Origin of the sequence: Streptomyces sp. NPDC005791 (assembly GCF_042871485.1) — a bacterium.
Taxonomy (GTDB): domain Bacteria; phylum Actinomycetota; class Actinomycetes; order Streptomycetales; family Streptomycetaceae; genus Streptomyces.
Genome location: NZ_JBIAIP010000007.1, coordinates 1 through 24,863 on the forward strand (window position 1 = coordinate 1; position 24,863 = coordinate 24,863).

Below are 24,863 nucleotides of genomic sequence, written 5' to 3' on the forward strand. Positions count from 1 at the left end.
ACTCTATCAGACTCTTTCGTGTCCGATTCCCGGCCGAAGCGGGTTCCTGCTGTTTCGCTTTCCAGTTCTTCGCTTTCGCGTTTCCCTTTCCGGCGGTTCCAACCTTACCAGACTCATTTCGTTCCGTTTCCGGTCCGAATTTTGATTCCGGCGGCCTTTGGAGTGGCCTTTGCCTTTCGGCTGATCCGACTTTATCAGAAGCAATTCGACCGAAGCGAATCCGGCGATTGCTTGAAAGAGAAGAATCGATCGGCTCTTGCGAGGACCATGTCCTCCGCACGAGCGAGATGAACTTTAGACGTTCCCTAGCGAACTGTCCAGCTCGCTCGAACCGTTAAAATCTACCTCTCCACGCGAACTGTGTCAACAGTTTTTGTGGGCGACCAGAAGACTAGCAGGTCAGCGGTCCCCCACGCACATCGGTCTTCAGGCTGCGGTCGGGAGCTCCGCGCTTCGCTCCCCTGCTTCGAGGTCGCCGGTGTCCCCGGCACGGGCCGCCCGGCCTCCTAGGACGTAGACGTAGGCGAGAAAGGCCAGCTCAGCCACGACTCCAATGGTGATGCGAGCCCAGGTGGGGAGGCCCGACGGGGTGACGAAGCCTTCTATGACGCCGGAGACGAACAGGACCAGCGCCAGGCCGATGGCCATGCCCAGGGCAGCCCGGCCCTGCTGGGCCAGGGCCGCGCGCCTCGTGCGCGGGCCCGGGTCGATGACCGTCCAGCCGAGGCGGAGTCCTGTGCCCGCCGCCACGAAGACAGCGGTGAGCTCGAGAAGTCCGTGCGGCAGGACGAGCCCGAGGAAGGTGTCCAGACGGCCGGCCGATGACATCAGGCCGATGCCGACGGCGAGGTTGAGCACGTTGACGAAGAGGATCCAGATCACGAATATGCCGAGAAAGGCCCCCAGCACCAGGCACATGGCTGCCGCCTGGGCGTTGTTCGTCCAGACCTGGGCGGCGAACGAGGCGGCCGGGTGGCTCGAGTAGTACGTCTCGTACTCGCCCCCGGGCCGGGTAAGGGCGCGCAGATCCTCCGGAGCGGCGATCGACGCCTGTACCTCCGGATGTGTGCCTATCCACCACCCGATGACCGCCGCCAGCAGTGTGGAGAGCACCGCCGTGGGAATCCACCAGCGCCGCGAGCGGTAGACCGCCGCGGGAAACCCCTCGGTCAGGAAGCGGGCGGCGTCGCGCCACGAGGAGCGGCGCGTCCCCGTCACGGTGGCCCGTGCGCGGGCCACCAGCTGGGTGAGGCGCGCGGTCAGCAGGGGATCCGGGGCGCTGGACTGGATCAGGGAAAGATGAGTGGCGGTGCGCTGGTACAGGGCGACGAGTTCGTCCGCCTCGGCACCTGTCAGGCTGCGCCCTCGGTGCAGGAGATGGTCCAGGCGGTCCCACTCGATGCGGTGGGTGGTCACGAAGACGTCGAGATCCATGGTCGGCTGCTGCTCCAGGCATGGGGGCGTACGGGTCCGTACTACGGCGGCGCGCTGCGGGTCAGCTTGGCAGACTGTGGCCCCGAGGGGCAGGCAAGGGCGGCGAGGGGTGGCTGGCGATGAATGAACTCGTGACCGGAGACGCGGTCGTACTGGGCTTGCGGCCGGCGAGGTTGCCCAGCCGGGCGCTGGCGACAGCCATCGATCTCGCGGTACTTCTGACCGTTTACGTGGTGCTGTCCGTCGGTCTGGCGGTGGCGACCGTGACGCTCGACGAAGCCGCGACCGCCGCTGTCGGCGTCGCAACGTTTCTGCTGGTCCTGGTGGGCGGGCCGGTCGCCGTCGAGACACTCACCCACGGCCGCTCGCTCGGAAAGCTCGCCTGCGGGCTTCGTGTGGTGCGGGATGACGGCGGACCGATCCGGTTCCGGCACGCACTCGTGCGGGGGGCGATGGGAGTGGTCGAGATTCTGGGGACCTTCGGAGTCGTGGGCTGCATCTCCTCCCTGGTGTCCGCCCGTGGCCGTCGGCTCGGAGACGTATTCGCAGGCACGCTCGTCGTGCGTGAGCGGGTGCCGGCAGGGAGGGCACTCACTGTGCCGCCGCCACCGCCCTGGCTCGTGGGACGTTTCGCGCAGCTGGACCTCTCGGGGGTGCCGGACGGCCTCTGGCTGGCGGTCCGGCAGTACCTGACGCGGATGAACCATCTGGACGGTGCGGTGCGCGGGGCCATGGCCGAGCGGCTGTCCACGGATCTCGCCGCGCGTACGGGTGTTCCGGTGCCGCAGGGGGTACCGGCGGCTGCTTACCTTGCGGCCGTGGTGCACGAGCGACAGGTGCGTGATTTCCGGCGGGTGGCCTCGGCGGTCGGTCGCAGTCACCCGACGCCGGGGGTGCCCGCGCCGGGGCCCCTGCCGCAGCCCGTGACCGGGAACCGGGAGGCCTCCGGCGGCCCGAGGTCCACCGAAGTCCGGCCGGGAGGGGCGGTCGTGCCCGTGGCGACGGCCGACGCGGGCCGGAACGGGGCCGTCGCTCCGCCCGCCACCGGGTTCGCCCCGCCGGCCTGAGCCCCCGCCCGAACCCCTCTGCGGCCTCTGGCCTGTCAGACGGGTCCGGGCCTCGCCGAAGGCGGGGATTCGAGGTGCTCGAGCTCGATGCCCGGTGCTGCCAGCACCACGTCACCCGCGAGGTGAACGACGTGCTGCTCACCGGTGTCCAGTGCGTTGACCTGGTACTCGTCCACGATCAGGGGTCCGTTGTCAGTGGCGTGCGCTTCACTGTTCAGCAGCGACCAGGACTGGTCGACGGTACGGGGGGCGAGAACCGGGTCCGTGAAGGTGACCAGACGGACGCGGGTCACGGGGGAATCGGGGGTGAGGCGCAGAAGTCGGGCAGTGGCGACGAGGAAAGCGGGGGATGTGCCGGAGAAGGTGTGGGCGCGGACATTGCCTTCGGTGGCATGAGTGCCGGTGGGATCGTTCCGCACCCAGGTGACCCCGTCGAGGGCGGCGCCCCGGATCTGCCAGCTCGCCGCGTGCAGTTCCAGACGGATGGGGCGGCCGAGATCGTCCAGGGCCAGATCGACGGAACCCAGGTGGGCACCTGAGGGGCCCGTCGTCTGGGAGACATAGCGCCAGCCGGAGGGGCCGGGCGCGCAGTGGAAGTGTTCTTCGCCGAGGGGGGTGTGGTCGTGGACATCGTGGAGCGAATAACGGCCGCGGGGCATGGGGTCCTTCGGGTTCCTCGGGCTGTGCGGGTGCGGTACGGGGCAGGCCCCCGACACGGGGGTGCGGGGGCCTGCGCTCGTACCTGCTGCTGAGAGCTGCGCCGGCCGGCGGCCGACGGCCGGCTCAGTAGCGGTAGAGGTCGGACTTGTACGGACCTTCGACCGGGACACCGATGTAGTCGGCCTGCTCCTGGCGCAGGGTCGTGAGCTTCACGCCCAGCGCGTCGAGGTGGAGTCGGGCGACCTTCTCGTCCAGGTGCTTCGGCAGCACGTAGACGTCGGTCGGGTACGCCTCGGGCTTGGTGAACAGCTCGATCTGGGCCAGCGTCTGGTCCGCGAAGGAGTTGGACATGACGAACGAGGGGTGACCGGTGGCGTTGCCGAGGTTCAGCAGGCGGCCCTCGGACAGCACGATCAGGACCTTGCCGTCCGGGAACTTCCAGGTGTGGACCTGCGGCTTGACCTCGTCCTTGACGATGCCGTCGATCTTCGCCAGGCCGGCCATGTCGATCTCGTTGTCGAAGTGGCCGATGTTGCCGACGATGGCCTGGTGCTTCATCCGGGCCATGTCGGAGGCCATGATGATGTCCTTGTTGCCCGTCGTCGTGACGAAGATGTCCGCGGTCTCCACCACGTCGTCCAGCGTCGTGACCTGGTAACCGTCCATCGCGGCCTGCAGGGCGCAGATCGGGTCGATCTCCGTGATGATCACCCGGGCGCCCTGGCCCCGGAGGGACTCGGCACAGCCCTTGCCCACGTCGCCGTAGCCGCAGACGACGGCGGTCTTGCCACCGATCAGGACGTCGGTGGCGCGGTTGATGCCGTCGATCAGCGAGTGGCGGCAGCCGTACTTGTTGTCGAACTTCGACTTGGTGACCGCGTCGTTGACGTTGATCGCCGGGAAAAGGAGGGTGCCGTCGCGGTGCATCTCGTACAGCCGGTGCACACCGGTCGTCGTCTCCTCGGTCACGCCGCGGATCTCGGACGCCAGCTGGGTCCACTTCTGCGGCGCCTCCCCGAGGGTCCGGTTCAGCAGGGTGAGGATGTAGGCGTACTCCTCGCTGTCCGCGGTCGAGGGGTCCGGGGCTTCACCGGCCTTCTCGAACTCGACGCCCTTGTGGACGAGGAGGGTGGCGTCGCCACCGTCGTCGAGGATCATGTTCGGGCCGCCGGTGGGGGTGTTCGGCCAGGTCAGAGCCTGCTCCGTGCACCACCAGTACTCCTCGAGGGTCTCGCCCTTCCAGGCGAAGACCGGGACGCCGGCGGGGGCGTCCGGGGTGCCGTTCGGACCGACCGCGATCGCTGCGGCGGCGTGGTCCTGGGTCGAGTAGATGTTGCAGGAGGCCCAGCGGACCTCGGCGCCCAGGGCGACCAGGGTCTCGATGAGTACCGCGGTCTGCACGGTCATGTGCAGGGAGCCGGTGATCCGGGCGCCGGCCAGCGGCTGGGCGTCGGTGTACTCCTTGCGGATCGACATCAGGCCGGGCATCTCGTGCTCGGCGAGGGTGATCTCCTTGCGCCCGAAGGCTGCGAGGGAAAGGTCTGCGACCTTGAAGTCCTGGCGATTGGCGGCCGTCGTCATAACGGGCTGCTCCTCGTGATGGGTCGAGGGTGGACTGGCTGGCTCTGCGGCGGCCACGGGCACACGAATGCCCGGGCGATCCGCAGTGCAGTCCGTCGGAGGCCCTCTCTCCCTCGGCCGGCCCGCTCCTGCGAACCGATCGACCGCCATCAGCAGCGACGTCTGGTACTGCCCCGAATCTACACCGAACGGCCCAGCGCGCCCCAGTCCGCCTGGGTGGCGGAGTGGGTCACGGGGCCGTTCGGGGCTGATCCTCAGCAGGTCAGTGGCCGGATCCGGCCGGTACGTCGCCGGGAGAGGCGGGGCCTCCCGGGGCCTTGCCCGGGTTGGTACCGGACGCGGCGGCCGCCTCGTCGTAGATGTCGGGCTCGAGGTAGATGACCCGGGCGATCGGGACGGCCGCGCGGATCCGGTTCTCGGCGGCGTTGATCGCCTCCGCGACCTCGGCGGCGGACTCCTCGGCCCGCACCGCGATCTTGGCTGCCACCAGCAGTTCTTCCGGGCCGAGGTGCAGTGTGCGCATGTGGATGATGCGGGTGACCGTGTCGCCGTCGACCACAGCGGCCTGGATCCTCTGGACGTCCTCGGTGCCGGCTGCCTCACCGAGCAGCAGCGACTTCGTCTCGGCGGCGAGGACGATGGCGATGACGATGAGCAGGATGCCGATGCACAGGGTGCCGATGCCGTCCCACACGCCGTTGCCGGTGCCGAGCGCCAGCCCGACGCCTCCGAGGGCCAGGATCAGACCGACGAGTGCGCCGAGGTCCTCGAGGAGGACGACGGGAAGCTCGGGTGCCTTGGCGCGGCGGACGAACTGCGTCCAGGACAGCTTGCCGCGGGTCTGGTTGGACTCCTTGATGGCCGTACGGAAGGAGAAGCTCTCGGCGATGATCGCGAAGACCAGCACGCCGACCGGCCAGTACCAGGCCTCGATCTCGTGCGGGTGCTTGATCTTCTCGTAGCCCTCGTAGATCGCGAACATGCCACCGACCGAGAACAGGACGATGGACACGAGGAAGGCGTAGATGTAGCGCTCGCGCCCGTAGCCGAAGGGGTGCTGGGGGGTCGCCTCGCGCTGCGCCTTCTTGCCGCCGAGCAACAGGAGTCCCTGGTTGCCCGAGTCCGCCAGTGAGTGGACGCTCTCCGCCAGCATCGATGACGAGCCACTGAAGAGGAACGCCACGAATTTGGCCACTGCGATCGCGAGGTTGGCGGCGAGTGCCGCCACGATCGCCTTGGTTCCGCCTGACGCGCTCATGGGTGCCTGGTGTCCCTTCCTCGGTGCTGCGGCACGGACGCCGCGTTACGGCCGGACATTGTTGCAGCCGCTGGTGCGGACGGTACGTCAGACCACCACGGTCGCACGGAAGAGTGTTCCCGTACCGGACACTTCGACCGTTTCGTCCGCAGGGACGAACACGGAATCACCGGGGGCGAGGCCGATTCCGCCGCCGGTCCCCGCGGCCTGCGGAGCACCTGCCGTGCAGAGCAGGATCTGCGGGGTGGCCGCCGTGAGGTCGACGGGGGCGCCGCCGGCCGGCAGGACGTAGCGCGACAGCCGGAATTCGTCGACCGGGGTCTCGTAGAGCTCCTCGCCGGTGGGTGAGGCCTCCGGGCGCAGGATGCCGGGCTCGGTGGCTTCGAAGCGGACGATGCGCAGCAGTTCGGGGACGTCGACGTGCTTCGGGGTGAGACCGCAGCGCAGCACGTTGTCCGAGTTGGCCATGATCTCGACCCCCAGGCCGCCGAGATAGGCGTGCGGGACTCCCGCGCCGAGGAACATGGCCTCACCGGGCTGGAGTTGTACGTAGTTCAGCAGCATGGCCGCGATGACGCCCGGGTCACCGGGGTAATGGTGGGCGATCTGCGCGTACGGGGCGTGGGCACCGCCGAGCCGTCCTGCGGCCTCGGCCGCGTCGGCGACCGTGTGTGCCATCTCGTCGGGGTCCGCCGTGAGGATCGCCGTGAGGACCTCGCGCAGGGCCCCCTCCTCGGGGTGGGCACGGAGCAGGTCCACGTAGGGCTTGAGCGAGTCGACGCCGAGGGCGGCTATCAGATCGGCGGCTTCGGCGGGCCTGCGGAAACCGCACAGGCCGTCGAAGGGCGTGAGGGCGCAGATCAGCTCGGGCTTGTGGTTGGCGTCCTTGTAGGTGCGGTGCGGCGCGTCGGCCGGGATGCCCCGGCGCTCCTCGTCCGCGTAGCCGTGCTGTGCCTGCGCGAGGTCGGGGTGCACCTGGAGGGACAAGGGGGCGCCGGCAGCGAGCAGCTTGAGCAGGAAGGGGAGGCAGGGGCCGAAGGCGCGGACGGCCGCGGCACCGAGTTCGCGTTCGGGGTCGGCCGCGATGACGTCCGTGAGGGCCTGCTCGCCCGCGCCGGAACTCGCGGTGTCCGCTTCGGCGGGCCGGGTGAGGCGTGAAGGGGCTCCCGGGTGGGCTCCCATCCACATCTCGGCCTGCGGTTCGCCGGTCGGGGCGGTGCCGAGCAGTTCGGGAATGGCGGTGGTGGACCCCCAGGCGTAGGGGCGCACGGTGTTGGAGAGCCGGTCCATGGAGATGTGTCCTCGTGGAAAGCGCGGGCGCGCGGGCGCCCGGGGCGGGGGCGGGCGGTCAGGCCCGGTAGGCGAGAGAGGCGTAGACGGCGGCGAAGTCGGTGACCGCGAGGAGCTCGGCGAGGGCTTCCAGCTCGGTGCCCTCCTCCGGTTCGAGTTCGCTGATGGCCGTGTCGTGGCTCAGGGCGAGCTCACGGGCGGCCGGGCTCGCGGTCAGGCCGCCGGCGGGACGGTCCCGGAGCAGGACGACACGGGCACGCATGGTTTCGGGCTCGTCCACCCGGTCCCGGAAGAAGTCGTCGGGGTCTCCCCCGGCGGCGAAGGCACCGGCGAGCAGTCCGCCGTGGGAGGGCAGCGCCTGCGGCAGTTCGGCCACGAGGGCCGGGCGTCCGGCGAGCTCGGCCAGGACGGCGGCGAACCGGCGTCCAACGGGGCCTGCCGCCTCGCCTTCGGTCCAGACGAGGGGGAGGCTGTCGGCGAGTTCCGCGGCGAGGGTCTTGGCCGGGTTGCTGTACGTGGCGATCGCCGGCCCGCAGCGCTCGGCGGTGCGGTCGAGGCGGTCGGCGACCTTCCGCAGCGTCTCCGGGGGCGCGTCGATCAGGCCCACCCGGTCCAGGAGGGCGAGCAGCGGGGTGAGCAGGGCCCAGAGCGTGCCGGGGCCCGCTGCCGAGGTCTCCGCGTCGTACTCGCCGTGCGGGGCGGACGCCATGGGTACGACGAGCCCGTGCACCCCGTCGACGGCTTCGCGCAGCGGGGACCGGACGGGGGCGACGGCGACGACCGTGCAGCCGCGGCGGTACGCCTGCTCGGCGAGCAGGGCGAGGCCGGGTTCCGAGCCGTCGGCCGTGGCGATCAGCAGCAGGTCCACGGGTCCGGCCCAGCCCGGCAGTGCCCAGCGCAGCGCTCCGGCGGCTGCCGCGACCCCGGTGGGGCGGATGGCGGTGACGGGCGCGGAGGCGCCCGCGAGCGCGCCGATCAGGTCGGCGACGCCGGATGCGGCGGTGCCGGGGCCCGCGACCAGGACGGCGCGGGGCCGGCCTTCGGGGGCCAGGGTTCCGATACCCGCCTCGGCGGCGTGCCGGGTGGCGGTGCGGACGCGGGCACCGGCCTCGGCGGCACCGCGCAGCAGACCTCGCCGGTCGGCTCGTGCCAGGGCTTCCGGTGCGTCGAGCAGCGACTCGTCGAGCATGTGGTGGGCCTCCGATCACCGTGCTGATCAGGGTGCGGGTTACGCGGGGCGGCGGGCCTCGTCGACGAGGAGCACCGGGATTCCGTCCCGGACCGGATAGGCGAGACCGCAGTCCGTGCCGGTGCAGACGAGCTCGGGGCTTTCGGCCGCGGACCGGTCGTCGAGCCCGGCGTGACAGGCCGGGCAGGCGAGGATCTCCAGGAGGCCGGCTTCGAGCGGCATGGGGTGGGTCCCTTCGGGCATGCGGTGCGGATCCGGTCCGGACCCGGTTTCGGGTCGGCGGAGCCTCGGGCGTGGTCAGCCTACCGCCGGGCCGAGAGGGTCGCGGCCCGGCGGGCCCCGCCCGACGGGGCATGCGTCGGTGGCACGCCTACGGCGGGCGGAGCGGGCCTCGCTGGTACACGGTGCGTGTGCCCCCGAGTGTCCCGGTCACGCGCGGACGAGGGCGAGGACCTCGTCGCGTACCGCCGTCATCGTCCTCTCGTCCCGTGCTTCGACGTTCAGGCGCAGCAGTGGCTCGGTGTTGGAGGCGCGGAGGTTGAACCACCAGTCGCCGCCGGTCACGGTGAGTCCGTCGAGCTCGTCGAACCGCACGTCGTCGCGGCCGTCGTACGCCGCCCTGATCGCCACCAGGCTGGCCGACTGATCGGCCACGGTGGAGTTGATCTCTCCGGAGCCCGCGTAGCGGTCGTACCGGTCGAGGAGTCCGGAGAGCGGGCCCTCCTGACCGCCGAGCGCGGCGAGGACGTGGAGTGCGGCGAGCATGCCCGTGTCGGCGTTCCAGAAGTCGCGGAAGTAGTAGTGCGCGGAGTGCTCACCGCCGAAGATCGCGCCGTGTTCGGCCATCTCGGCCTTGATGAAGGAGTGGCCGACACGGGTGCGGACGGGGGTGCCGCCGTTCTCGCGTACGACCTCGGGGACCGACCAGGAGGTGATCAGGTTGTGGATGACGGTGCCCTTGCCGCCGTTACGGGCCAGCTCGCGGGCGGCGACCAGGGCCGTGATCGCGGACGGGGACACGCCTTCGCCGCGCTCGTCGACGACGAAGCAGCGGTCCGCGTCGCCGTCGAAGGCGAGGCCGAGGTCGGCGCCCTCGGCGAGGACGCGGGCCTGGAGGTCGACGATGTTCTTCGGGTCGAGGGGGTTGGCCTCGTGGTTCGGGAAGGTGCCGTCGAGCTCGAAGTACATGGGTACGAGGTCGAGGGGGAGGCCCGCGAAGACGGTGGGGACGGTGTGGCCGCCCATGCCGTTGCCCGCGTCCACGACGACCTTGAGCGGCCGGATCCCTGACAGGCCGACGAGGCCCAGCAGGTGCGCGGCGTAGTCGGCGAGGGTGTCGCGCTCGGTGACCGTGCCGGGGACGGTGGCGGCCGTGGCGGGGAGGCCGTGTTCCGACCACTGCTCGACCAGCGTGCGGATCTCGGTCAGGCCGGTGTCCTGACCCACGGGCGCGGCGCCGGCGCGGCACAGCTTGATGCCGTTGTACCGCGCCGGGTTGTGCGAGGCGGTGAACATCGCGCCGGGCAGGTCCAGCGCCCCGGAGGCGTAGTACAGCTGGTCCGTCGAGCAGAGCCCGATGAGGGTGACGTCGGCGCCGCGCGCCGTCGCGCCGCGGGCGAAGGCGGCGGCCAGACCGGGTGAGGACGGCCGCATGTCGTGGCCGATCACGATCGCGTCCGCGTCGGTGACCTGGACGAAGGCGGCACCGAACAGTTCGGCGAGCCGCTCGTCCCACTGGTCGGGCACGACTCCGCGCACGTCGTACGCCTTCACGAGCTGCGACAGGTCAGCAACCACGGCCGGTCCTCCTGGGGATCTCTACGGACCGCCCAAACTACCCGGCGGTCCCGGGCCTCCGGTCAGGGGAGCATCCAGCCCAGTACCGCCGTGCTCTGGGCCATCACGACCAGGCACATGACCAGCAGCAGGCCGAGGCTCCACGGCAGGACCTTGCGCAGCAGATCGCCCTCGCGCCCGGCGAGACCGACGGCCGCGCAGGCGATCGTCAGATTCTGCGGGGAGATCATCTTGCCCAGCACTCCGCCGGAGCTGTTGGCCGCGGCGAGGAGTACCGGCGAGAGGCCGGACTCCCGTGCGGCGGACACCTGGAGCGCGCCGAAGAGGGCGTTGGCGGAGGTGTCGGAGCCGGAGACGGCGACGCCGAACCAGCCGAGCACCGGTGAGAGGAAGGCGAGTCCGGCGCCGGCTGCGGCGACGGACTGCCCGATGGCGGCGGCCTGTCCGGAGAGGTTCATGACGTAGGCGAGGGCGAGCACGGACGTGACGGTGAGGATCGCGTAGCGCAGTTCGTGCACGGTGGCCGCCCACTCCCGCGCGGCGGCGCCGGCCCGTACGCCGATGACGCCGGCGGTGACCAGGCCGGCGAGCAGGACGAGGGTGCCGCCCGTGCCGAGGAGCGGGAGGGAGAAGACGTTGGCGCCGACCGGTGCGCCGCCGGGTCCCGCGACGTCGAGGAACGGCCAGTCGAAGACCTGTGTCGCCTCGGCCAGCAGGCGCTTGACGGGCGGGATCTGGGCGACGGAGAACACCACCACGATCAGTGCGTACGGGGCGTAGGCGCGCAGCACCTCGCGGCGCGGGTCCTCCTGGTCCAGGTCCTCGGTGCGTACGCCCGTGAGCACGGCCGCGCGTACGGGTTCTTCGGCGGGCCTGCGTGCGCCGGGGACGGCGATCAGCGCGCCGGCGCCGACCAGCGCCGCCGCGATGTCGGCGAGTTGGGCGGAGACGAAGTTGGACGCGGCGAACTGGGCGACGGCGAAGGCCACTCCGCAGACGAGCGCGGGCAGCCAGGTCTCGCGCAGCCCTCGCCTGCCGTCGACGAGGAAGACCAGGATCAGCGGGACGACGAGCGCGAGCAGCGGCGTCTGGCGGCCGACGACGGTCGCGACGTCGTCCAGCGGCAGTCCGGTGACCTGAGCGAGGGTCACCACGGGTGTGCCCATCGCGCCGAAGGCGACGGGAGCGGTGTTGGCGACCAGCGCGACGACGGCGGCCTTCACCGGGTCGAAGCCGAGCGCGACGAGCATGACGGAGCAGATGGCGACGGGGGCGCCGAAGCCGGCCAGCGCCTCCAGGAGCGCGCCGAAGCAGAAGGCGATGACCAGGGCCTGGATGCGGGGGTCGTCGGAGACCCGGCCGAAGGAGCGTCGCAGGATGTCGAAGTGCCGGGTGCGGACGGTCATCCGGTACACCCAGAGGGCGTTGACGACGATCCACATGATGGGGAAGAGCCCGAAGAGGACACCTTGCGCCCCGGCGGACAGGGTCTGCCCGACGGGCATCTTGAACGCCAGCCAGCCGACGAGCACGGCGACGGCGAGCCCGATGAGTCCGGCGCGGTGGGCCTTCATGCGGACGGCGCCCAGCAGCACCAGGACGGTCACCAGTGGCAGGGAAGCGACGAGGGCGGACAGAGCGAGCGAATCGGCTACGGGTTCGAGTTGCTGGACAAACACACAGACCTCCCCGGATTCCGTGATGCGGAAGCGATCTCTCACGGGTGGGGGAATGGTCGTGTCCGCGACAAGCCGACGTCAATGCTCCGTGCCGGAGAACTTCCGCCGGACGGAGAGGTGGCGGGCGGGACCGGTGGGACGGAAGGGGTGTCAGGAGTCCGGGGAGCGCAGCACCCTGAGATGCCCCCGGCGCGCGACCTCCACCGGATCCGCCGCACGCGGTCCCCTGCCGCCCTGCTGGCGGTCCTGTGGCCGCGCCGCCTCGCGCACGGCGTTGGCGAGCGCTTCCAGATCGTCACCGCTGGGGCGGGTGGGGGCCGAGGGGTCGGAGAGCCGGACGACTTCCCAGCCGCGCGGCGCGGTGAGACGCTCACCGTGCTCGGCGCAGAGGTCGTAGCAGTGGGGCTCGGCATAGGTGGCGAGCGGGCCGAGGACCGCGGTCGAGTCGGCATAGACGTACGTCAGTGTCGCGACGGCGGGACGGCCGCACGCGGTTCGCGAACAGCGACGTACAGGGCTCACGATGTTGGACGGTACCGCACTCTTGAGCGGGCTGCGACGACGCGCCCCTGGCTCACCCCCTCGTGTCGCCCGGGAAGCCGCGCCCCGCACCGCTCCGGCGCACCCGCGCCGACCTGCGCGCCGGCCGGTACGCGCGGGCTGAGACACGGTCACCCGAAGGAACTCCGGCGGTCGGTCTACGACGGGTCGGCGATCGGAGCAGGGGCCAAAACCGCACCCAAGCCTGGCCTGAATGTTCATCCGGGAACATCCGAGGAGCATCCAGAGGCATCCGGCGGACCCCTGGAGAAGCCGTGATCGCCCCGGCCCGCGGAGCGTTACGCTGCGTCGGTGATGGACAGTCCCGTACCGCCCCACCCGTCCGAACCACGGCCCCGCCGCCGCGACCGCCATGGCCGCGGCATGCGCGGACCGGTCGCCCCGCCCCAGGTGCCGCTGTCCGTCAGCAGGGCCGAGACCTTCCGCGATCTCGTCCAGGACTCGGTGGAACGGCTGGAGCGGCGCTGGCCGCAGCTGGCGGATGTCGACTTCCTGGTCCTCGACGTGCCGGGATCGCTCGAGGAGACGGTGCCACTGGGGCGCGCGCTGTCGGCCGTGAAAGGGCAGCCCGCCCAGATCGTCGTCTACCGGCGCCCGGTCGAGATCCGCACCAAGAGCCGCGACGAGCGCGCCATGCTGGTGCACGAGGTCGTCGTGGAGCAGGTCGCGGAGCTGCTCGGCCTCTCACCCGAGTCGGTCGACCCGCGCTACGGGCAGGACTGAGAGCCCGTAGCGCGCTGCCTCAGTCGTCCAGGACCGACAGGTCCTGCTCCACGGCGGGCACCTCGACCGTGCCCCCGTCGTCCGGCAGTGTCTGCACGGTGAACATGTCGATGCCGCCTTCGGCGATCGTCAGCGTGCGGGCGGCGTGCACCGGGCCGCCCGACTCCGTCTCCACCGTCAGTGCGTAGCCGCCCTTCAGGCCCGCCGGAGTCTCGGGCGTGACCTCGAGCGTCGTACCGCCCTTGACCGTGTAGGTCTTGACGGTCGCCTCGCCGCTCCCGCTGCCCGCCGAAGCCGTGACCTTGACCTCGGCCGTTGCGCCCGGAGCTGCCAGGGAGAGCACCGAACCCTTCGCCCGGTTGTCGGCGACGCTCGCGCGTTCGCCCACGGGGCCGGTCGCCGGGATGAACGCGACCTCCTGCTTGGCGCCCGTACCGCGCACCACGCGCAGCGCGGCGACCACCGGGGTCCCACTGCCGTCCACGGGCGACAGCCGGAGCGTGCCGGGCTCTCCCCGGGTGACGTTCTTGAGGTCGACGCTCGCGGTCATCTGCGACTTGATGTGCAAAGTGGCGTTCCCCGCCGGTGCGAACGTCGAGTTCTTCCCCAGGAGCTGGACCTTCACATCGGCGTCGTCCTCCCCGGGCGCGTACGCCACCAGGCGTACGGAGGTGGCGTCGGCCGGGATGCCGGGCAGGACCTGGGTGCCTGCCGGGTCCGCGGAGGCGGCCAGCCAGTCGCTGCCCACCCCGTCCTCGGCGGAGTTCACGACCGCGCCGACACGTCCGGACCGGGTGGTGACACGAATGGTGACATTCTCGGCGACCTCGCTGGTCAGGGTCGAGATCAGCATCGGGACGCTCGACCTCGCCGGGACCGTGATGCCCTCCCCCACATCGGAGTCGAGGGGGCCCTCGGCGCCGTACAGCTCGATGTCGGCGACGGCTGCGGTGTCATCGGGGTTGGTCAGGTGGACGTAGTCCTGACGATCCGCGCCGGTGCTCGCGCCCGGGAACCAGAAGTCCGTGTCGGGAGCGGTGCAGCTGACACCGAGCAGGCCGCGGGCACCGCCCGCAGCGGCCGTGGTGGTCTGCTGGGCGGTCCAGCCGGGGGCGAACTTCCCGGTGGCGGTGCCGACGAGTGCGGGGGCGTCGGACTCGGCGGTGTCGGCCGTGACCGGCTTGCCGAGTTCCTTCAGGGAGACGACGGACTTGCCGTCCGCCGTCTTCTCCTGGTCCTTGTCGTCCTTCTTCTTGTCCGTCGGCTCCTCCTCGCTCGCCGGGAGGGGCTCGGCCGGCTCCAGCTCGGCCGCACCGGTCTCCCCGCCGCCCTCCCCCGACGGGGTGACGGAGGTGTACGTCGTCTCCGCCACCTCGGACGTGCTCGGCGCCGGGCAGAGCAGGCTGGAGCGCTCGACGGGGAGCCGGGCCGCGGCCTTCGTCTCCACCACGCTCTCGTCACCGGGCGCGGTGACCGCGGCGAGACCGGTGACGGCTGCGAGGGCGACGACGCCCGCGATGAGGGACAGGGGGGTGGACTTCACTCGGACTCGCCTCGCGATGCGTTGCCGTTGCCGTTGCCGTTCGGCCACGGGTCCTGGCCCGGGGTCGTGTTCTCGTCGTGCCCGTCCTGCCCTTGGTACGGAGCGGCTTCGCCCGTCCCCGTGGCGTAGGGCTGCTGCTGGGCGTATCCGTACGGGTCGTAGGTGCCCTGCTGCTGGTACGGGTCCTGCTGGTAGGGATCGGCCTGGTAGTACTGGCCGGCGTCCTGGCCGCCCTGGTACTGGCCGTAGTCGGCGCCCTGGTACTGCTGCGCCTCCCACTCCCCGTAGTTCTGCTGCGGGACCGCCGCATAGGTGTGGGTGCCGTCCTGGTCCGGGACCGCCGCGTACGTACCCGTGCCGTCCTGGTCCGGGACCGCCGCGTACGGATCGGCGCTCTGCTGGGCCGGGATGTACTCCGCCGCCTGCTCGGCCACGCCGGGAGCCGCCTCGCCGTACCCGGCCGCCGTACCGCCCTCCGCGTGTGCCGTCCCTGCGACGGCTTCGTCGCCCGCGTCCGCCGCTTCCGCCTGGGCCGCCGCGCGCAGCCTGCGTGCCCGGCGCCCCTCCCCGGCGACCGGCTCGGCTGCGACGGCCTCGGTCTCCTCGGGCAGGTCGTCGTCGATCTCCCGGCGACGCCCCGGCAGGGCCAGCACCACCAGGACGACCCCGAGCGCCACCTGCGCCCAGACCCAGACGGTGTGCGTGAGGGGTGCGTCGTAGGTCAGGTCCAGCCTGCCGCCCTCGGTGGGCAGCTCGAAGGCCTGCGCCCAGCCGTCCACGGTCTTCGGTGTGAGGGCCCGGCCGTCCAGCGTGGCCTGCCAGCCCGGGGCGGCCGCGTCGGCGAGGCGCAGCACCCGGCCGGAGTCGCCCTCGGGGATCTCGGTGTGGGCCTCGACGGCCAGCGATCCGACGGGAACGGGTTCGGCCCCGTCGCCGGAGGGGACGATCGCGAGCCGGGAGACCTGGCGGTCGACCCGCCACAGTGCGCTGCCGTCCAACTGGCTGAGCCGGCTCAGACCCGGCGTCGCATCCAGCACCCGGCTCATCTGCCGCGGCGCTCCGTCCCGTACGAGGACGTAGCGGATCGCGAAGCCGCTGAGCTGGCTGCCCTGGTCGGCGCCGGAGCCCGCGACCAGGTTGGCGACGACCTTGTCGAGGTGGGTGTTGCTGCCGCCCGCCTCGGTGAGCTCGGCGTCGCCCAGCCGGGCGCCCGAGCCGCGGACCAGGCTGTAGGAGACGGCGGACGGCGACGTGCCGCCGAGCACGAGGGTGCGCGCCTGGTCGCGGGTATTGCTCTCCTCCGCGACGAAGGCGGGCACCTGCACGGGGTCACGGCGCTCCACCGGGCCGGCCGCACCGTCGATCATCCAGCCGGCCGCGGCCAGCACCGGGGCTAGCCCGGCGGCCAGGGCGATCAGCGCGGCGACCGGCTGGCGCCAGCCGAAGCTCAGTGCGGCGACCCGCACCCGGGCGCCGTCCGCGCCGAGCAGGGCGGCGGCGAGCAGGGCGATGCCGTAGACGAGTGTGGCGGGCCCCGCCCAGGTGGAGCCGTTGGAGACCCCCGCGAAGACCAGGGAGACGAGCACGACGACCCAGGCGGAACGGATCGCGAACTGCCGCTCCCCGCGCAGCAGGGCGGCCAGCGCCGCCAGCACGATGCCGAGCAGCAGCACGCCGCCCGCGGCCTTGGGACCGCCCGGGCTGATGCCGAGCAGGTCGAGGGCGGACGCCGTACCCGCACCGATGTCGAACCCGGCCTCCTTCAGGAAGCCGGACGGGCTGGTCAGCAGGGACAGCGACCAGGGTGCGAGGACCAGCATCGGGGTGCCGACGGTGGCCAGGAAGCGCAGCCCGTACGCGGCGATGTCACCCCGGCGCAGCACGAGTACGCCGATGCCGAGGACCACCGCGAGCGGCCAGACGATCGGCGTGAAGGCCGTCGTGAGGGTGAGCAGCAGGGTGTACGCCCAGGTGGCGCGCCAGCTGCCGCGTGCGCCGGAGTCGTCGCCCCGCAGCCCGTGCGCGGCGACGGCCGCGCGGGCGATCAGCGGGAGCAGGACGGCCAGGACGGCGGTCCCGAGACGCCCGGTGGCCAGCGCACCGGTGGCGGCGGGCAGGAAGGCGTAGGCGACACTCGCCCAGGCCCGCAGCAGCCGGGACTCGAGCAGCGGCCGGGAGGCGAAGTACGCGGTGAGTCCGGCGAGCGGGACCGAGCAGACGAGCAGGAGGGTGAGCGCGAAACCCGTGGAGCCGAGGAACAACGCCGACAGGGCGGCGATCACACCGAGGTAGGGCGGCGCGGTCTGGGTCCCGCCGGTACCGACCGGATGCCACCCGTCCGCGTAACGCCCCCAGAGGTCGGCGACGTCGGAGGGGGCGGGAAGCAGCGCGCCGCCCGCGAGGGCGCCGCTGCCGAGGAGGCCACGGCAGGCCACCAGCGAGACGAGGAGGAGGAGCGCGAAGAGCACGGGGCCCGGCTTGCGGCCGACCTTCTTGAGCCGTGCGAACTGTTCGATCTCCAGGAAGTCGGCGTCGTCACCGCCGGGCCCGGACTCGACCGCTCCGTGCCGTGAGCCGCCGGAGTCGGAGTCGGTGCTGCTGCTGAAGTTGCCCGCGACCTGTTCGACGGTGGCGCGGACCGTGGCACCCGACGGCGGGAACAGTGACCGCAGTTCCGCCGCGTCCACCGTCCCTCTGCCGCGCGCGCGGCGTGCGGCGATGATCCGCCCGGGACGCAGCAGGGTGCCGAAGAGCCCGGCGACCTCGTCGAGTGCCTGCCCGGGCACCTTGCCGACGAGGTAGGCGAGGGTGCGGAGCAGGGTGCCGACGACGATGCGGAACACGGCCCACGGCAACTGCTTGCCGCGGGCGTTGACGAGCATCGTGTAGACGGCGCCCGCCTTGTCGACGCGGTGCGGGCTGGTGACGGAGCGTCCGGCACAGTCGATCGGGCGGCGTTCCCTGGCGGAGGCCTCGGCATGCCGGAGAACCGCGTCCGGGGCGACGAGAACCCGGTGGCCGGCCATGTGGGCGCGCCAGCAGAGGTCGACGTCGTCACGCATCAGCGGGAGCCTGCGGTCGAAGCCGCCGAGCTCCTCCCAGACGTCGCGGCGCACGAGCATGCCCGCGGAGGAGACGGAGAGCACCGTACGGACCTGGTCGTGCTGGCCCTGGTCCTGCTCGCGGCGGTCCAGTCCGGTCCAGCGGCGTCCGCTGTTGGCGATGGAGACGCCGACCTCGAGGAGTTGCTTGCGGTCGTACCAGCCGCGCAGTTTGGGTCCGACGATCGCCGCGTGCTTGTCGTTGTCGACGACGCGCAGCATCTCGGCGAGCGCGTCCGGCTCGGGAGCGCTGTCGTCGTGCAGCAGCCAGAGCCACTGGACGGGTTCACCGTGCGGAAGCTCCGGCAGGTCGTACGCGTCGTCGCGCCAGCTGCGGGTGACCGGGTCCCAGCCGCTCGGCCGCTTCAGGTACGGCAGGTCGTCGGGGGTGAGGACCCCCGCCGTGCGCGTCGCCTCGTCGACGGCTGTGCCGAAGCTCGTACGCCGTGCCAGGTGGAGGACGCGCTCGTCGCCGAGCGCCTCGGTGACCAGGCGGGCGGAGTCGTCGGCGCTGCCGGTGTCGGCGGCGACGACGTTCTGTACGGGGCGTTCCTGCCCGAGCAGTCCGCCGAGCACGCGGGGCAGCCAGCGTGCGCCGTCGTGCGAGACGAGCACGGCGGTGACGACGTGCCTGGGAAACTCTGGGGCGGCGGCGGCCTCGTTCGGCGCCGCCGAGTGGCTGTGCACGGACATCGGGGTACGGGCCCTCCGGCCGGGTCCGGAGGGGGTCCCCCCGGGGGCTGCATCGGTGTACACGCCCGCCCCGGCGGGGCGTTGGCGCGTCTCTCGGACGGGGCCCCACACTAACGGTACGGATGTCCGCCCCGCGCCGAGCGGTTGACCTGCGGGAACCGGAGACGGCCGGAGATGGTTGGACATGGCCGGACATGCCGGTGGCCTGGGGGCCGCACCCGGTGTACGGGGTGCGGCCCCAGGCCACCGTGGTTCCGGCTCCCGGGGGGCGTCCGGTTGTGCGGTGTCAGACGGCCGCCTTCTTCAGGCGCCGCCGCTCACGCTCGGAGAGACCGCCCCAGATTCCGAAGCGTTCGTCGTTGTTGAGGGCGTACTCAAGGCATTCGGAACGGACTTCACAGGCGAGACAGACCTTCTTGGCCTCGCGGGTGGAGCCGCCCTTCTCAGGAAAGAAGGATTCGGGGTCGGTCTGGGCGCACAGCGCGCGCTCCTGCCAGCCGAGCTCCTCGTCCGCGTCCTCGACCAGCAGTTGCTGGAACAGCTCGGTCATGTGCGCCCCTCGTCCGTCTCTTGCGTCCCCGTGATGCGGCCGTTATCGCCACGGCCGAACGACACGAGTGAAATTACAAGTGTGTAGCTCTGGGCCAGTCAAGCGAAGATCTGCTATTGGCCTCGGTATTCACTCTGCGGAACCAAGCGTATGCAGAAAGTGTTTAAATCACCAAAAACCTGACATATGCCATCGGCGCCGTCCACCGCCACTTCCCCGTGCGTGAGACGAGTGGCACCGCTCCGATGTTTCGATTTGATCACTGAAGCGACCAAGATCACAGTAGGGTCACGGTCCCTCGATCGCGTTTACGGACATGGCTGATGCGCCACCTTGCCTCCCCGACGGCTGCCAAAACCTTTCTTCACCCTCGGCAACCGATCGGGGTGAAACATTGCCGCCAAATCGGGCATTGGGTTGACAGAGGGAGGATCCAGCCGGTCTCCTTGACCTCATGCCAGCGACCGCAGCCACGTACACGACCCACATCCGTGGGTTCCGCACGGCTGTCCAGGCCCGCTGTTGCTGTTCCAGCTGTCACAGCTGTTGAAGCCCTGACGCTCCAGCTCTGATCCAGCCCCGTTTCACCGCATTCCGGTCCCCGTGACACCCCCATGCACGCGCATCCACATGCCGAGGAACCACCGCACCCATGAACAGCGACAGCGACCTTTCGATCGCCGGCGACATCCTCGAGGTCCAGCACCTCCTCCAGCCGGCCCGCTCCCACCCGTCCACCGTGGCCGGGTTCGTCGGACTCGCCCGCTCCATCGCCGCCGACCGCGACCGATGGGCCCCGCTCGTCCGGTACGACACCACGACCCGCTGGTACCACCGGCTGCACTCGGGCCCCGGCTACGAGGTGTGGCTGCTCAGCTGGGCCCCCGGCCAGGGCAGCGGCCGCCACGACCACGGCCCCTCCTCCGGCGTACTCACCCTCCTGGAGGGCGAGTTGACCGAGCACACGGCCCGCGGGGCGCAGGCCCTGGGCGCGGGCGCGCAGCGCGTCTTCGCGCCGGGATACGTCCACGAGGTCGTCAACGACTCCCTCGGGCCCGCCGTCAGCCTGCACATCTACTTCCCGGGCCTGACCGACATGCCGATGCACACGGCGCGGTGCGCCCGGGTGGCCGAGGACGTCGTCAGGGCCTGACACCACCGCCACGCGTACCGGGCCGCGCCTGACACACTGCTCTTCATGCGCATTGTGGTTCTGGCCGGCGGTATCGGTGGTGCTCGTTTCCTGCGTGGCCTCAAACAGGCCGCGCCCGACGCGGACATCACGGTGATCGGCAACACCGGCGACGACATCCATCTGTTCGGGCTGAAGGTCTGCCCCGACCTCGACACCGTGATGTACACCCTGGGCGGTGGCATCGACGAGGAGCAGGGCTGGGGGCGTGCCGACGAGAGCTTCCGGGTCAAGGAGGAACTCGCGGCCTACGGCGTGGGACCCGAGTGGTTCGGGCTCGGCGACCGTGACTTCGCCACCCACATCGTCCGTACGCAGATGCTCGGCGCGGGCTATCCGCTGAGCGCGGTCACCGAGGCGCTCTGTGCGCGGTGGAAGCCCGGGGTCCGGCTGATCCCGATGTCCGACGACCGTGTGGAGACGCATGTCGCGGTGGACGTCGACGGCGAGAGCAAGGCCGTCCACTTCCAGGAGTACTGGGTCAAGATGCGCGCCTCCGTGCCCGCGCAGGCCGTCGTACCGGTGGGGGCGGAGCAGGCCGAGCCCGCACCGGGCGTCCTGGAAGCCATCGCCGGATCGGACGTCATCGTCTTCCCGCCGTCCAACCCCGTCGTCTCGGTGGGCACCATCCTCGCCGTGCCCGGTGTCCGGGAGGCGATCGCCGAGGCCGGGGTCCCCGTCGTCGGGCTCTCCCCCATCGTCGGCGACGCGCCCGTGCGCGGCATGGCCGACAAGGTGCTGGCCGCGGTGGGCGTCGAGTCCACCGCCGCGGCCGTCGCCCGGCACTACGGTTCGGGGCTGCTCGACGGCTGGCTCGTCGACAGCGTGGACGCCGGAGCGGTCGACGAGGTCGAGTCGGCGGGGATCCGCTGCCGCGCCGTCCCGCTGATGATGACCGACCTGGACGCCACCGCGGAGATGGCCCGGCAGGCACTGGCGCTGGCCGAGGAGGTACGGGTATGAGCGGCGGCCCGGCCGACGGGGCACCCTCGTTCCGGGTGTGGGCCCTGCCCGGGATTCCCGAGGTGCGGGAGGGTGACGACCTCGCGAAGTTGATCGCCGGCACGGAACCGGGCCTGGTGGACGGCGATGTCCTGCTGGTCACCTCGAAGATCGTCTCCAAGGCGGAGGGCCGGATCGTCGAGGCCACGGACCGCGAGGCGGCGATCGATGCCGAGACCGTCCGGGTGGTCGCCCGGCGCGGGACGCTCAGGATCGTGGAGAACCGGCAGGGGCTCGTCATGGCCGCCGCCGGGGTCGACGCGTCGAACACGCCGGCCGGGACGGTGCTGCTGCTCCCCGAGGACCCGGACGCCTCGGCCCGGCTGATCCGGGACGGCTTGCGGGACACGCTCGGGGTCGAGGTCGGGGTCGTCGTCACGGACACCTTCGGACGCCCCTGGCGCAGCGGCCTGACGGACGTGGCGATCGGAGCAGCGGGGGTCAAGGTCCTCGACGACCTCCGGGGCGGCACCGACGGGTACGGCAATCCGCTGAGTTCCACCGTCGTCGCCACGGCCGACGAACTGGCCTCGGCCGGTGACCTGGTGAAGGGCAAGGCGTCCGGGCTCCCGGTCGCGGTGGTGCGGGGACTCCCTCATGTGGTGGCGGGCCCCGGCACGTCCGACGAGGGCGCCCGGGCGATGGTGCGGGTCGCTGCGGACGACATGTTCCGGCTGGGTACGTCCGAGGCTGTGCGGGAGGCACTGAACCTGCGGCGCACGGTACGGGAGTTCACGGACGAACCGGTCGACCCCGGAGCCGTGCGGCGTGCGGTGGCGGCTGCGGTGACGGCTCCGGCGCCCCACCACACGACACCGTGGCGGTTCGTCCTGCTGGAGTCGGCGGCGTCGCGGCACCGACTGCTCGACGCCATGCGTGACGCGTGGATCGCGGACCTGCGGCGGGACGGGCGCGGCGAGGAGTCGATCGCCAAGCGGGTGCGGCGGGGCGATGTCCTGCGCAACGCACCGTATCTGGCGGTGCCGTGCCTCGTGATGGACGGCTCGCACACCTACGGGGACGAGCGCCGGGACGCCGCGGAACGCGAGATGTTCGTCGTCGCGGCCGGTGCGGGCGTGCAGAACTTCCTGGTGGCACTCGCGGGTGAACGGCTCGGTTCGGCGTGGGTGTCCTCCACGATGTTCTGCCGCTCCGTCGTGCGTGAGGTGCTGGACCTGCCGGACTCCTGGGATCCGCTGGGCGCGGTGGCCGTCGGACACCCCGAGTCCACACCTCCGCCGCGGGCCACCCGGGACGCGGAGGCGTTCATCACGGTGCGCTGAGGCGGACCGTGGGCCTCCTGCCGGGGCGGACCCGGCCGGTCACAGCCGGGCGATGTCGCGCGGCGTCATCCGAGGGGCCCGGCGGGCCGGGAGCTGCCCCGAGAGCATGATCAGCCGGGTCGCGCGGTGACGCTGGCCCTCGTACGGGGCGAGGAGCGCGAGCATTTCCTCGTCGTCGGCGTCCCTGTTGCCCCCGAGCACGTGGCCCACGATGCCCGGCAGGTGGAGGTCGCCGACCGTCACCGCGTCCGCCGCGCCGTTCGAGCGCTGCAGTGTCTCCGCCGCGGTCCAGGGGCCGATGCCCGGGATCAGCTGCAGCCGGGCCATCGCCTCGGGGAGCTCCATCGCGGCCGCCTCCTCCATGCGCCGCGCCACCCGGACCGCGCGCAGGATCGTGGCGGAGCGCTTGGCGTCCACGCCCGCGCGGTGCCACTCCCAGGACGGGATCAGCGACCAGGTCCTGGCGTCCGGCATCACGTACAGGCCGTACGCGGCGAACGCCTGGCCGGCGGGGCCGGGGGCGGGGGTGCCGTAGGTGCGGAGCAGCAGCCGCCAGGCGCGGTAGGCCTCGTCGGTGGTGACCTTCTGTTCCAGGACCGAGGGGATCAGGGACTCCATGACCAGCCCGGTGCGCAGCAGGCGCAGACCCGGGCGGCTGCGCTGGGTCAGGGCGACCAGCCGGTGGCGCGGGCGGAAGGCGTCCGGGGTGTCGTCCGCGCCGAGCAGCGCCGGGAGCCCGTCCAGGAGCCACTGGGCGCCCGGCCCCCAGGCCGCGGCGTGGATCACGCCGTCGCCGGAGGCCGAGACGCGCAGGGTGCCGGGACCGGCCGGGGTGCGCGTGGCGCGCCAGAAGGTGCCGTCGGGCAGCGCCCGGTAGGCGGGGTCCGCAGGGCCGCGCCGCAGAGGGCTCAGGACCAGCCTCAGGTCGAGCGGACCCGGCGGTGTCCAGCTCCGGGTCCGCGCCGGGGCGCACTCCTCCGCAGCCGCCGGATTCTGCCGGGGCACGGCGGTGGTGCGGGGTACGAAGCGTCCTGCCACGGATGAGGTCCTCGGTCGTCGGGGGGTGCCTGTCGAGGGTACGGCCGACGACGACCGTTCACGGGCCGACGAGACCGTTCACGGGACGACGAGACCGTTCACCGGCCGACGACACCGTTCACTGGTCGGACGAGAAGCGGACCGAGCCGGCCGGAAGGACCGCGCCGCACCAGATCCGGATCCCGTCGCGCAGCTCGTTGTCGGCGCCGACCTGGGCGCCGTCACCGATCACCGCGCCCGTGAGGACGGAGCGGCTGCCGATCCGCGCGCCGGCTCCGACCAGCGAGTCGGTGATCACCGCGCCCGGTTCCACGACGGCGCCGGCCAGCACGGTGGAGCCCGAGATCCTGGCGCCCTGACCGATCAGCGCGCCCTCACCGATGACCGTACCGCCGGTGAGCTTGGCGTCGGCGGCCACGGAGGCGGTGGGCAGGACGAGCCGGTCGCCGCAGCGGCCGGGGACCGCGGGGGACGGGGCGCGGCCGAGGACCAGGTCGGCCGAGCCGCGTACGAAAGCCTGCGGGGTGCCGAGGTCCAGCCAGTACGTGGAGTCCACCATGCCCTGGAGATGGGCTCCGTCGGCCAGCAGGCCGGGGAAGGTCTCTCGCTCGACGGAGACCGGCCGGCCGGCCGGGACGGTGTCGATGACCGACCTGCGGAAGACGTACGCCCCGGCGTTGATCTGGTCGGTGACTATCTCCTCGGGTGTCTGCGGCTTCTCCAGGAAGGCCGTCACCCTGCCCGTGCCGTCCGTCGGTACGAGACCGAAGGCGCGCGGGTCCTCCACTCTGGTGAGGTGGAGGGAGACGTCCGCCCCGGAGGTGGCGTGCGCGGCGACCAGGGCCCGGATGTCGAGGCCGGTGAGGATGTCCCCGTTGAACACGATGACGGGTTCGTCCGGGCCCGCGGTCAGCCGCGACGCCACGTTGCGGATGGCTCCGCCGGTACCGAGGGGTTCGTCCTCGGTGACGTACTCGATGGAGAGGCCCAGCGACGCACCGTCACCGAAGTGCGGTTCGAACACCTCCGCGAGGTAGGAGGTCGCCAGCACGATGTGCTCCACCCCGGCCGCCCTGGCACGCGCCAGCTGGTGCGTGAGGAAGGGCACCCCCGCCGCGGGGACCATCGGCTTCGGTGTGTGCACCGTGAGCGGACGGAGTCGGGTGCCCTTGCCACCGACCAGGAGGATCGCTTCTCTTGCCTCTGTCACAGCACCGTCTCT

At 71.7% G+C, this 24,863-nt stretch carries 20 protein-coding genes; 5 read left to right on the forward strand and 15 right to left on the reverse strand.

The genetic code is table 11. The annotated features are described in order from the left end of the window. Nucleotides 1-426: 426 nt before the first annotated feature. Nucleotides 427-1,434: a stage II sporulation protein M gene (locus ACFYSH_RS15365; RefSeq protein ID WP_359472056.1), complete on the reverse strand. Its 1,008-nt coding sequence runs from the start codon at nucleotides 1,432-1,434 to the stop codon at nucleotides 427-429. Between the two features lie 119 nt (nucleotides 1,435-1,553). On the opposite strand from ACFYSH_RS15365, the gene ACFYSH_RS15370 reads away from it, so the two are divergent. Beyond that, nucleotides 1,554-2,501: an RDD family protein gene (locus tag ACFYSH_RS15370; protein WP_388752818.1), complete on the forward strand. Its 948-nt coding sequence runs from the start codon at nucleotides 1,554-1,556 to the stop codon at nucleotides 2,499-2,501. 35 nt (nucleotides 2,502-2,536) lie between these two features. On the opposite strand, the gene ACFYSH_RS15375 is transcribed toward ACFYSH_RS15370, so the two are convergent. The 9 genes from ACFYSH_RS15375 to ACFYSH_RS15415 form a co-directional block, all read right to left on the reverse strand. Beyond that, complete coding sequence (locus ACFYSH_RS15375; protein WP_359472052.1) at nucleotides 2,537-3,160, reverse strand: hypothetical protein; 624 nt, start codon at nucleotides 3,158-3,160, stop codon at nucleotides 2,537-2,539. 124 nt (nucleotides 3,161-3,284) lie between these two features. Beyond that, the gene (ahcY, locus tag ACFYSH_RS15380) at nucleotides 3,285-4,742 is read right to left on the reverse strand and encodes an adenosylhomocysteinase (RefSeq protein ID WP_359472050.1); all 1,458 of its coding nucleotides are present in this window, start codon (nucleotides 4,740-4,742) and stop codon (nucleotides 3,285-3,287) included. 262 nt (nucleotides 4,743-5,004) lie between these two features. Continuing rightward, a complete protein-coding gene (locus ACFYSH_RS15385; RefSeq protein ID WP_359472048.1) occupies nucleotides 5,005-6,000 on the reverse strand; it encodes a cation diffusion facilitator family transporter in 996 nt (331 codons plus the stop codon). A gap of 87 nt (nucleotides 6,001-6,087) precedes the next feature. Next, the gene (manA, locus tag ACFYSH_RS15390; protein WP_388752822.1) at nucleotides 6,088-7,290 is read right to left on the reverse strand and encodes a mannose-6-phosphate isomerase, class I; all 1,203 of its coding nucleotides are present in this window, start codon (nucleotides 7,288-7,290) and stop codon (nucleotides 6,088-6,090) included. Nucleotides 7,291-7,348: 58 nt separating this feature from the next. Further along, complete coding sequence (locus ACFYSH_RS15395) at nucleotides 7,349-8,479, reverse strand: SIS domain-containing protein (protein ID WP_359472044.1); 1,131 nt, start codon at nucleotides 8,477-8,479, stop codon at nucleotides 7,349-7,351. A 39-nt stretch (nucleotides 8,480-8,518) separates the two neighbouring features. Next, complete coding sequence (locus ACFYSH_RS15400) at nucleotides 8,519-8,701, reverse strand: Trm112 family protein (RefSeq protein ID WP_015577430.1); 183 nt, start codon at nucleotides 8,699-8,701, stop codon at nucleotides 8,519-8,521. Between the two features lie 207 nt (nucleotides 8,702-8,908). Further along, nucleotides 8,909-10,276: a phosphomannomutase/phosphoglucomutase gene (locus tag ACFYSH_RS15405; RefSeq protein WP_359472042.1), complete on the reverse strand. Its 1,368-nt coding sequence runs from the start codon at nucleotides 10,274-10,276 to the stop codon at nucleotides 8,909-8,911. A gap of 62 nt (nucleotides 10,277-10,338) precedes the next feature. Further along, entirely contained in the window at nucleotides 10,339-11,955 is a 1,617-nt protein-coding gene (locus ACFYSH_RS15410; RefSeq protein WP_359472040.1) for an L-lactate permease, read from the reverse strand. A 150-nt stretch (nucleotides 11,956-12,105) separates the two neighbouring features. Further along, nucleotides 12,106-12,477 (reverse strand): DUF3499 domain-containing protein, encoded by a 372-nt coding sequence (locus tag ACFYSH_RS15415; protein ID WP_053929176.1) that lies wholly within the window; start codon nucleotides 12,475-12,477, stop codon nucleotides 12,106-12,108. Between the two features lie 333 nt (nucleotides 12,478-12,810). Between ACFYSH_RS15415 and ACFYSH_RS15420 the strand changes: the two genes are divergently transcribed. Continuing rightward, entirely contained in the window at nucleotides 12,811-13,239 is a 429-nt protein-coding gene (locus tag ACFYSH_RS15420; protein WP_359472037.1) for a metallopeptidase family protein, read from the forward strand. 19 nt (nucleotides 13,240-13,258) lie between these two features. Here ACFYSH_RS15420 and ACFYSH_RS15425 read toward each other — a convergent pair whose 3' ends face one another. The 3 genes from ACFYSH_RS15425 to ACFYSH_RS15435 form a co-directional block, all read right to left on the reverse strand. Continuing rightward, nucleotides 13,259-14,782 carry a DUF5719 family protein gene (locus ACFYSH_RS15425; RefSeq protein ID WP_359472035.1) on the reverse strand — a complete coding sequence of 508 codons (1,524 nt, stop codon included), beginning with the start codon at nucleotides 14,780-14,782 and terminating at the stop codon, nucleotides 13,259-13,261. Continuing rightward, nucleotides 14,779-18,576 (reverse strand): glycosyltransferase family 2 protein, encoded by a 3,798-nt coding sequence (locus ACFYSH_RS15430; protein ID WP_359472033.1) that lies wholly within the window; start codon nucleotides 18,574-18,576, stop codon nucleotides 14,779-14,781. Before ACFYSH_RS15430 ends, ACFYSH_RS15425 begins: the two co-directional genes overlap by 4 nt. A 286-nt stretch (nucleotides 18,577-18,862) precedes the next feature. Then, on the reverse strand, nucleotides 18,863-19,126 hold the full coding sequence (locus ACFYSH_RS15435) for a WhiB family transcriptional regulator (RefSeq protein ID WP_018846780.1): 264 nt from the start codon (nucleotides 19,124-19,126) through the stop codon (nucleotides 18,863-18,865). A gap of 652 nt (nucleotides 19,127-19,778) precedes the next feature. Here ACFYSH_RS15435 and ACFYSH_RS15440 point away from each other — a divergent pair. The 3 genes from ACFYSH_RS15440 to ACFYSH_RS15450 are packed head-to-tail and all read left to right on the forward strand — an operon-like array spanning nucleotide 19,779 to nucleotide 22,603. Then, complete coding sequence (locus ACFYSH_RS15440) at nucleotides 19,779-20,279, forward strand: cysteine dioxygenase (RefSeq protein WP_388752829.1); 501 nt, start codon at nucleotides 19,779-19,781, stop codon at nucleotides 20,277-20,279. A gap of 45 nt (nucleotides 20,280-20,324) precedes the next feature. Beyond that, nucleotides 20,325-21,281, forward strand: coding sequence for a 2-phospho-L-lactate transferase (cofD, locus tag ACFYSH_RS15445; RefSeq protein WP_359472028.1), 957 nt, complete (start codon nucleotides 20,325-20,327; stop codon nucleotides 21,279-21,281). Further along, complete coding sequence (locus tag ACFYSH_RS15450; RefSeq protein WP_388752833.1) at nucleotides 21,278-22,603, forward strand: coenzyme F420-0:L-glutamate ligase; 1,326 nt, start codon at nucleotides 21,278-21,280, stop codon at nucleotides 22,601-22,603. Before cofD ends, ACFYSH_RS15450 begins: the two co-directional genes overlap by 4 nt. Before the next feature lie 39 nt (nucleotides 22,604-22,642). Here the strand turns inward: ACFYSH_RS15450 and ACFYSH_RS15455 are convergent, their stop codons facing one another. Beyond that, nucleotides 22,643-23,641, reverse strand: coding sequence for a DNA-3-methyladenine glycosylase family protein (locus ACFYSH_RS15455; RefSeq protein WP_388752836.1), 999 nt, complete (start codon nucleotides 23,639-23,641; stop codon nucleotides 22,643-22,645). Nucleotides 23,642-23,759: 118 nt separating this feature from the next. Further along, the gene (locus tag ACFYSH_RS15460) at nucleotides 23,760-24,851 is read right to left on the reverse strand and encodes an NDP-sugar synthase (RefSeq protein WP_359472024.1); all 1,092 of its coding nucleotides are present in this window, start codon (nucleotides 24,849-24,851) and stop codon (nucleotides 23,760-23,762) included. Nucleotides 24,852-24,863: the final 12 nt, after the last annotated feature.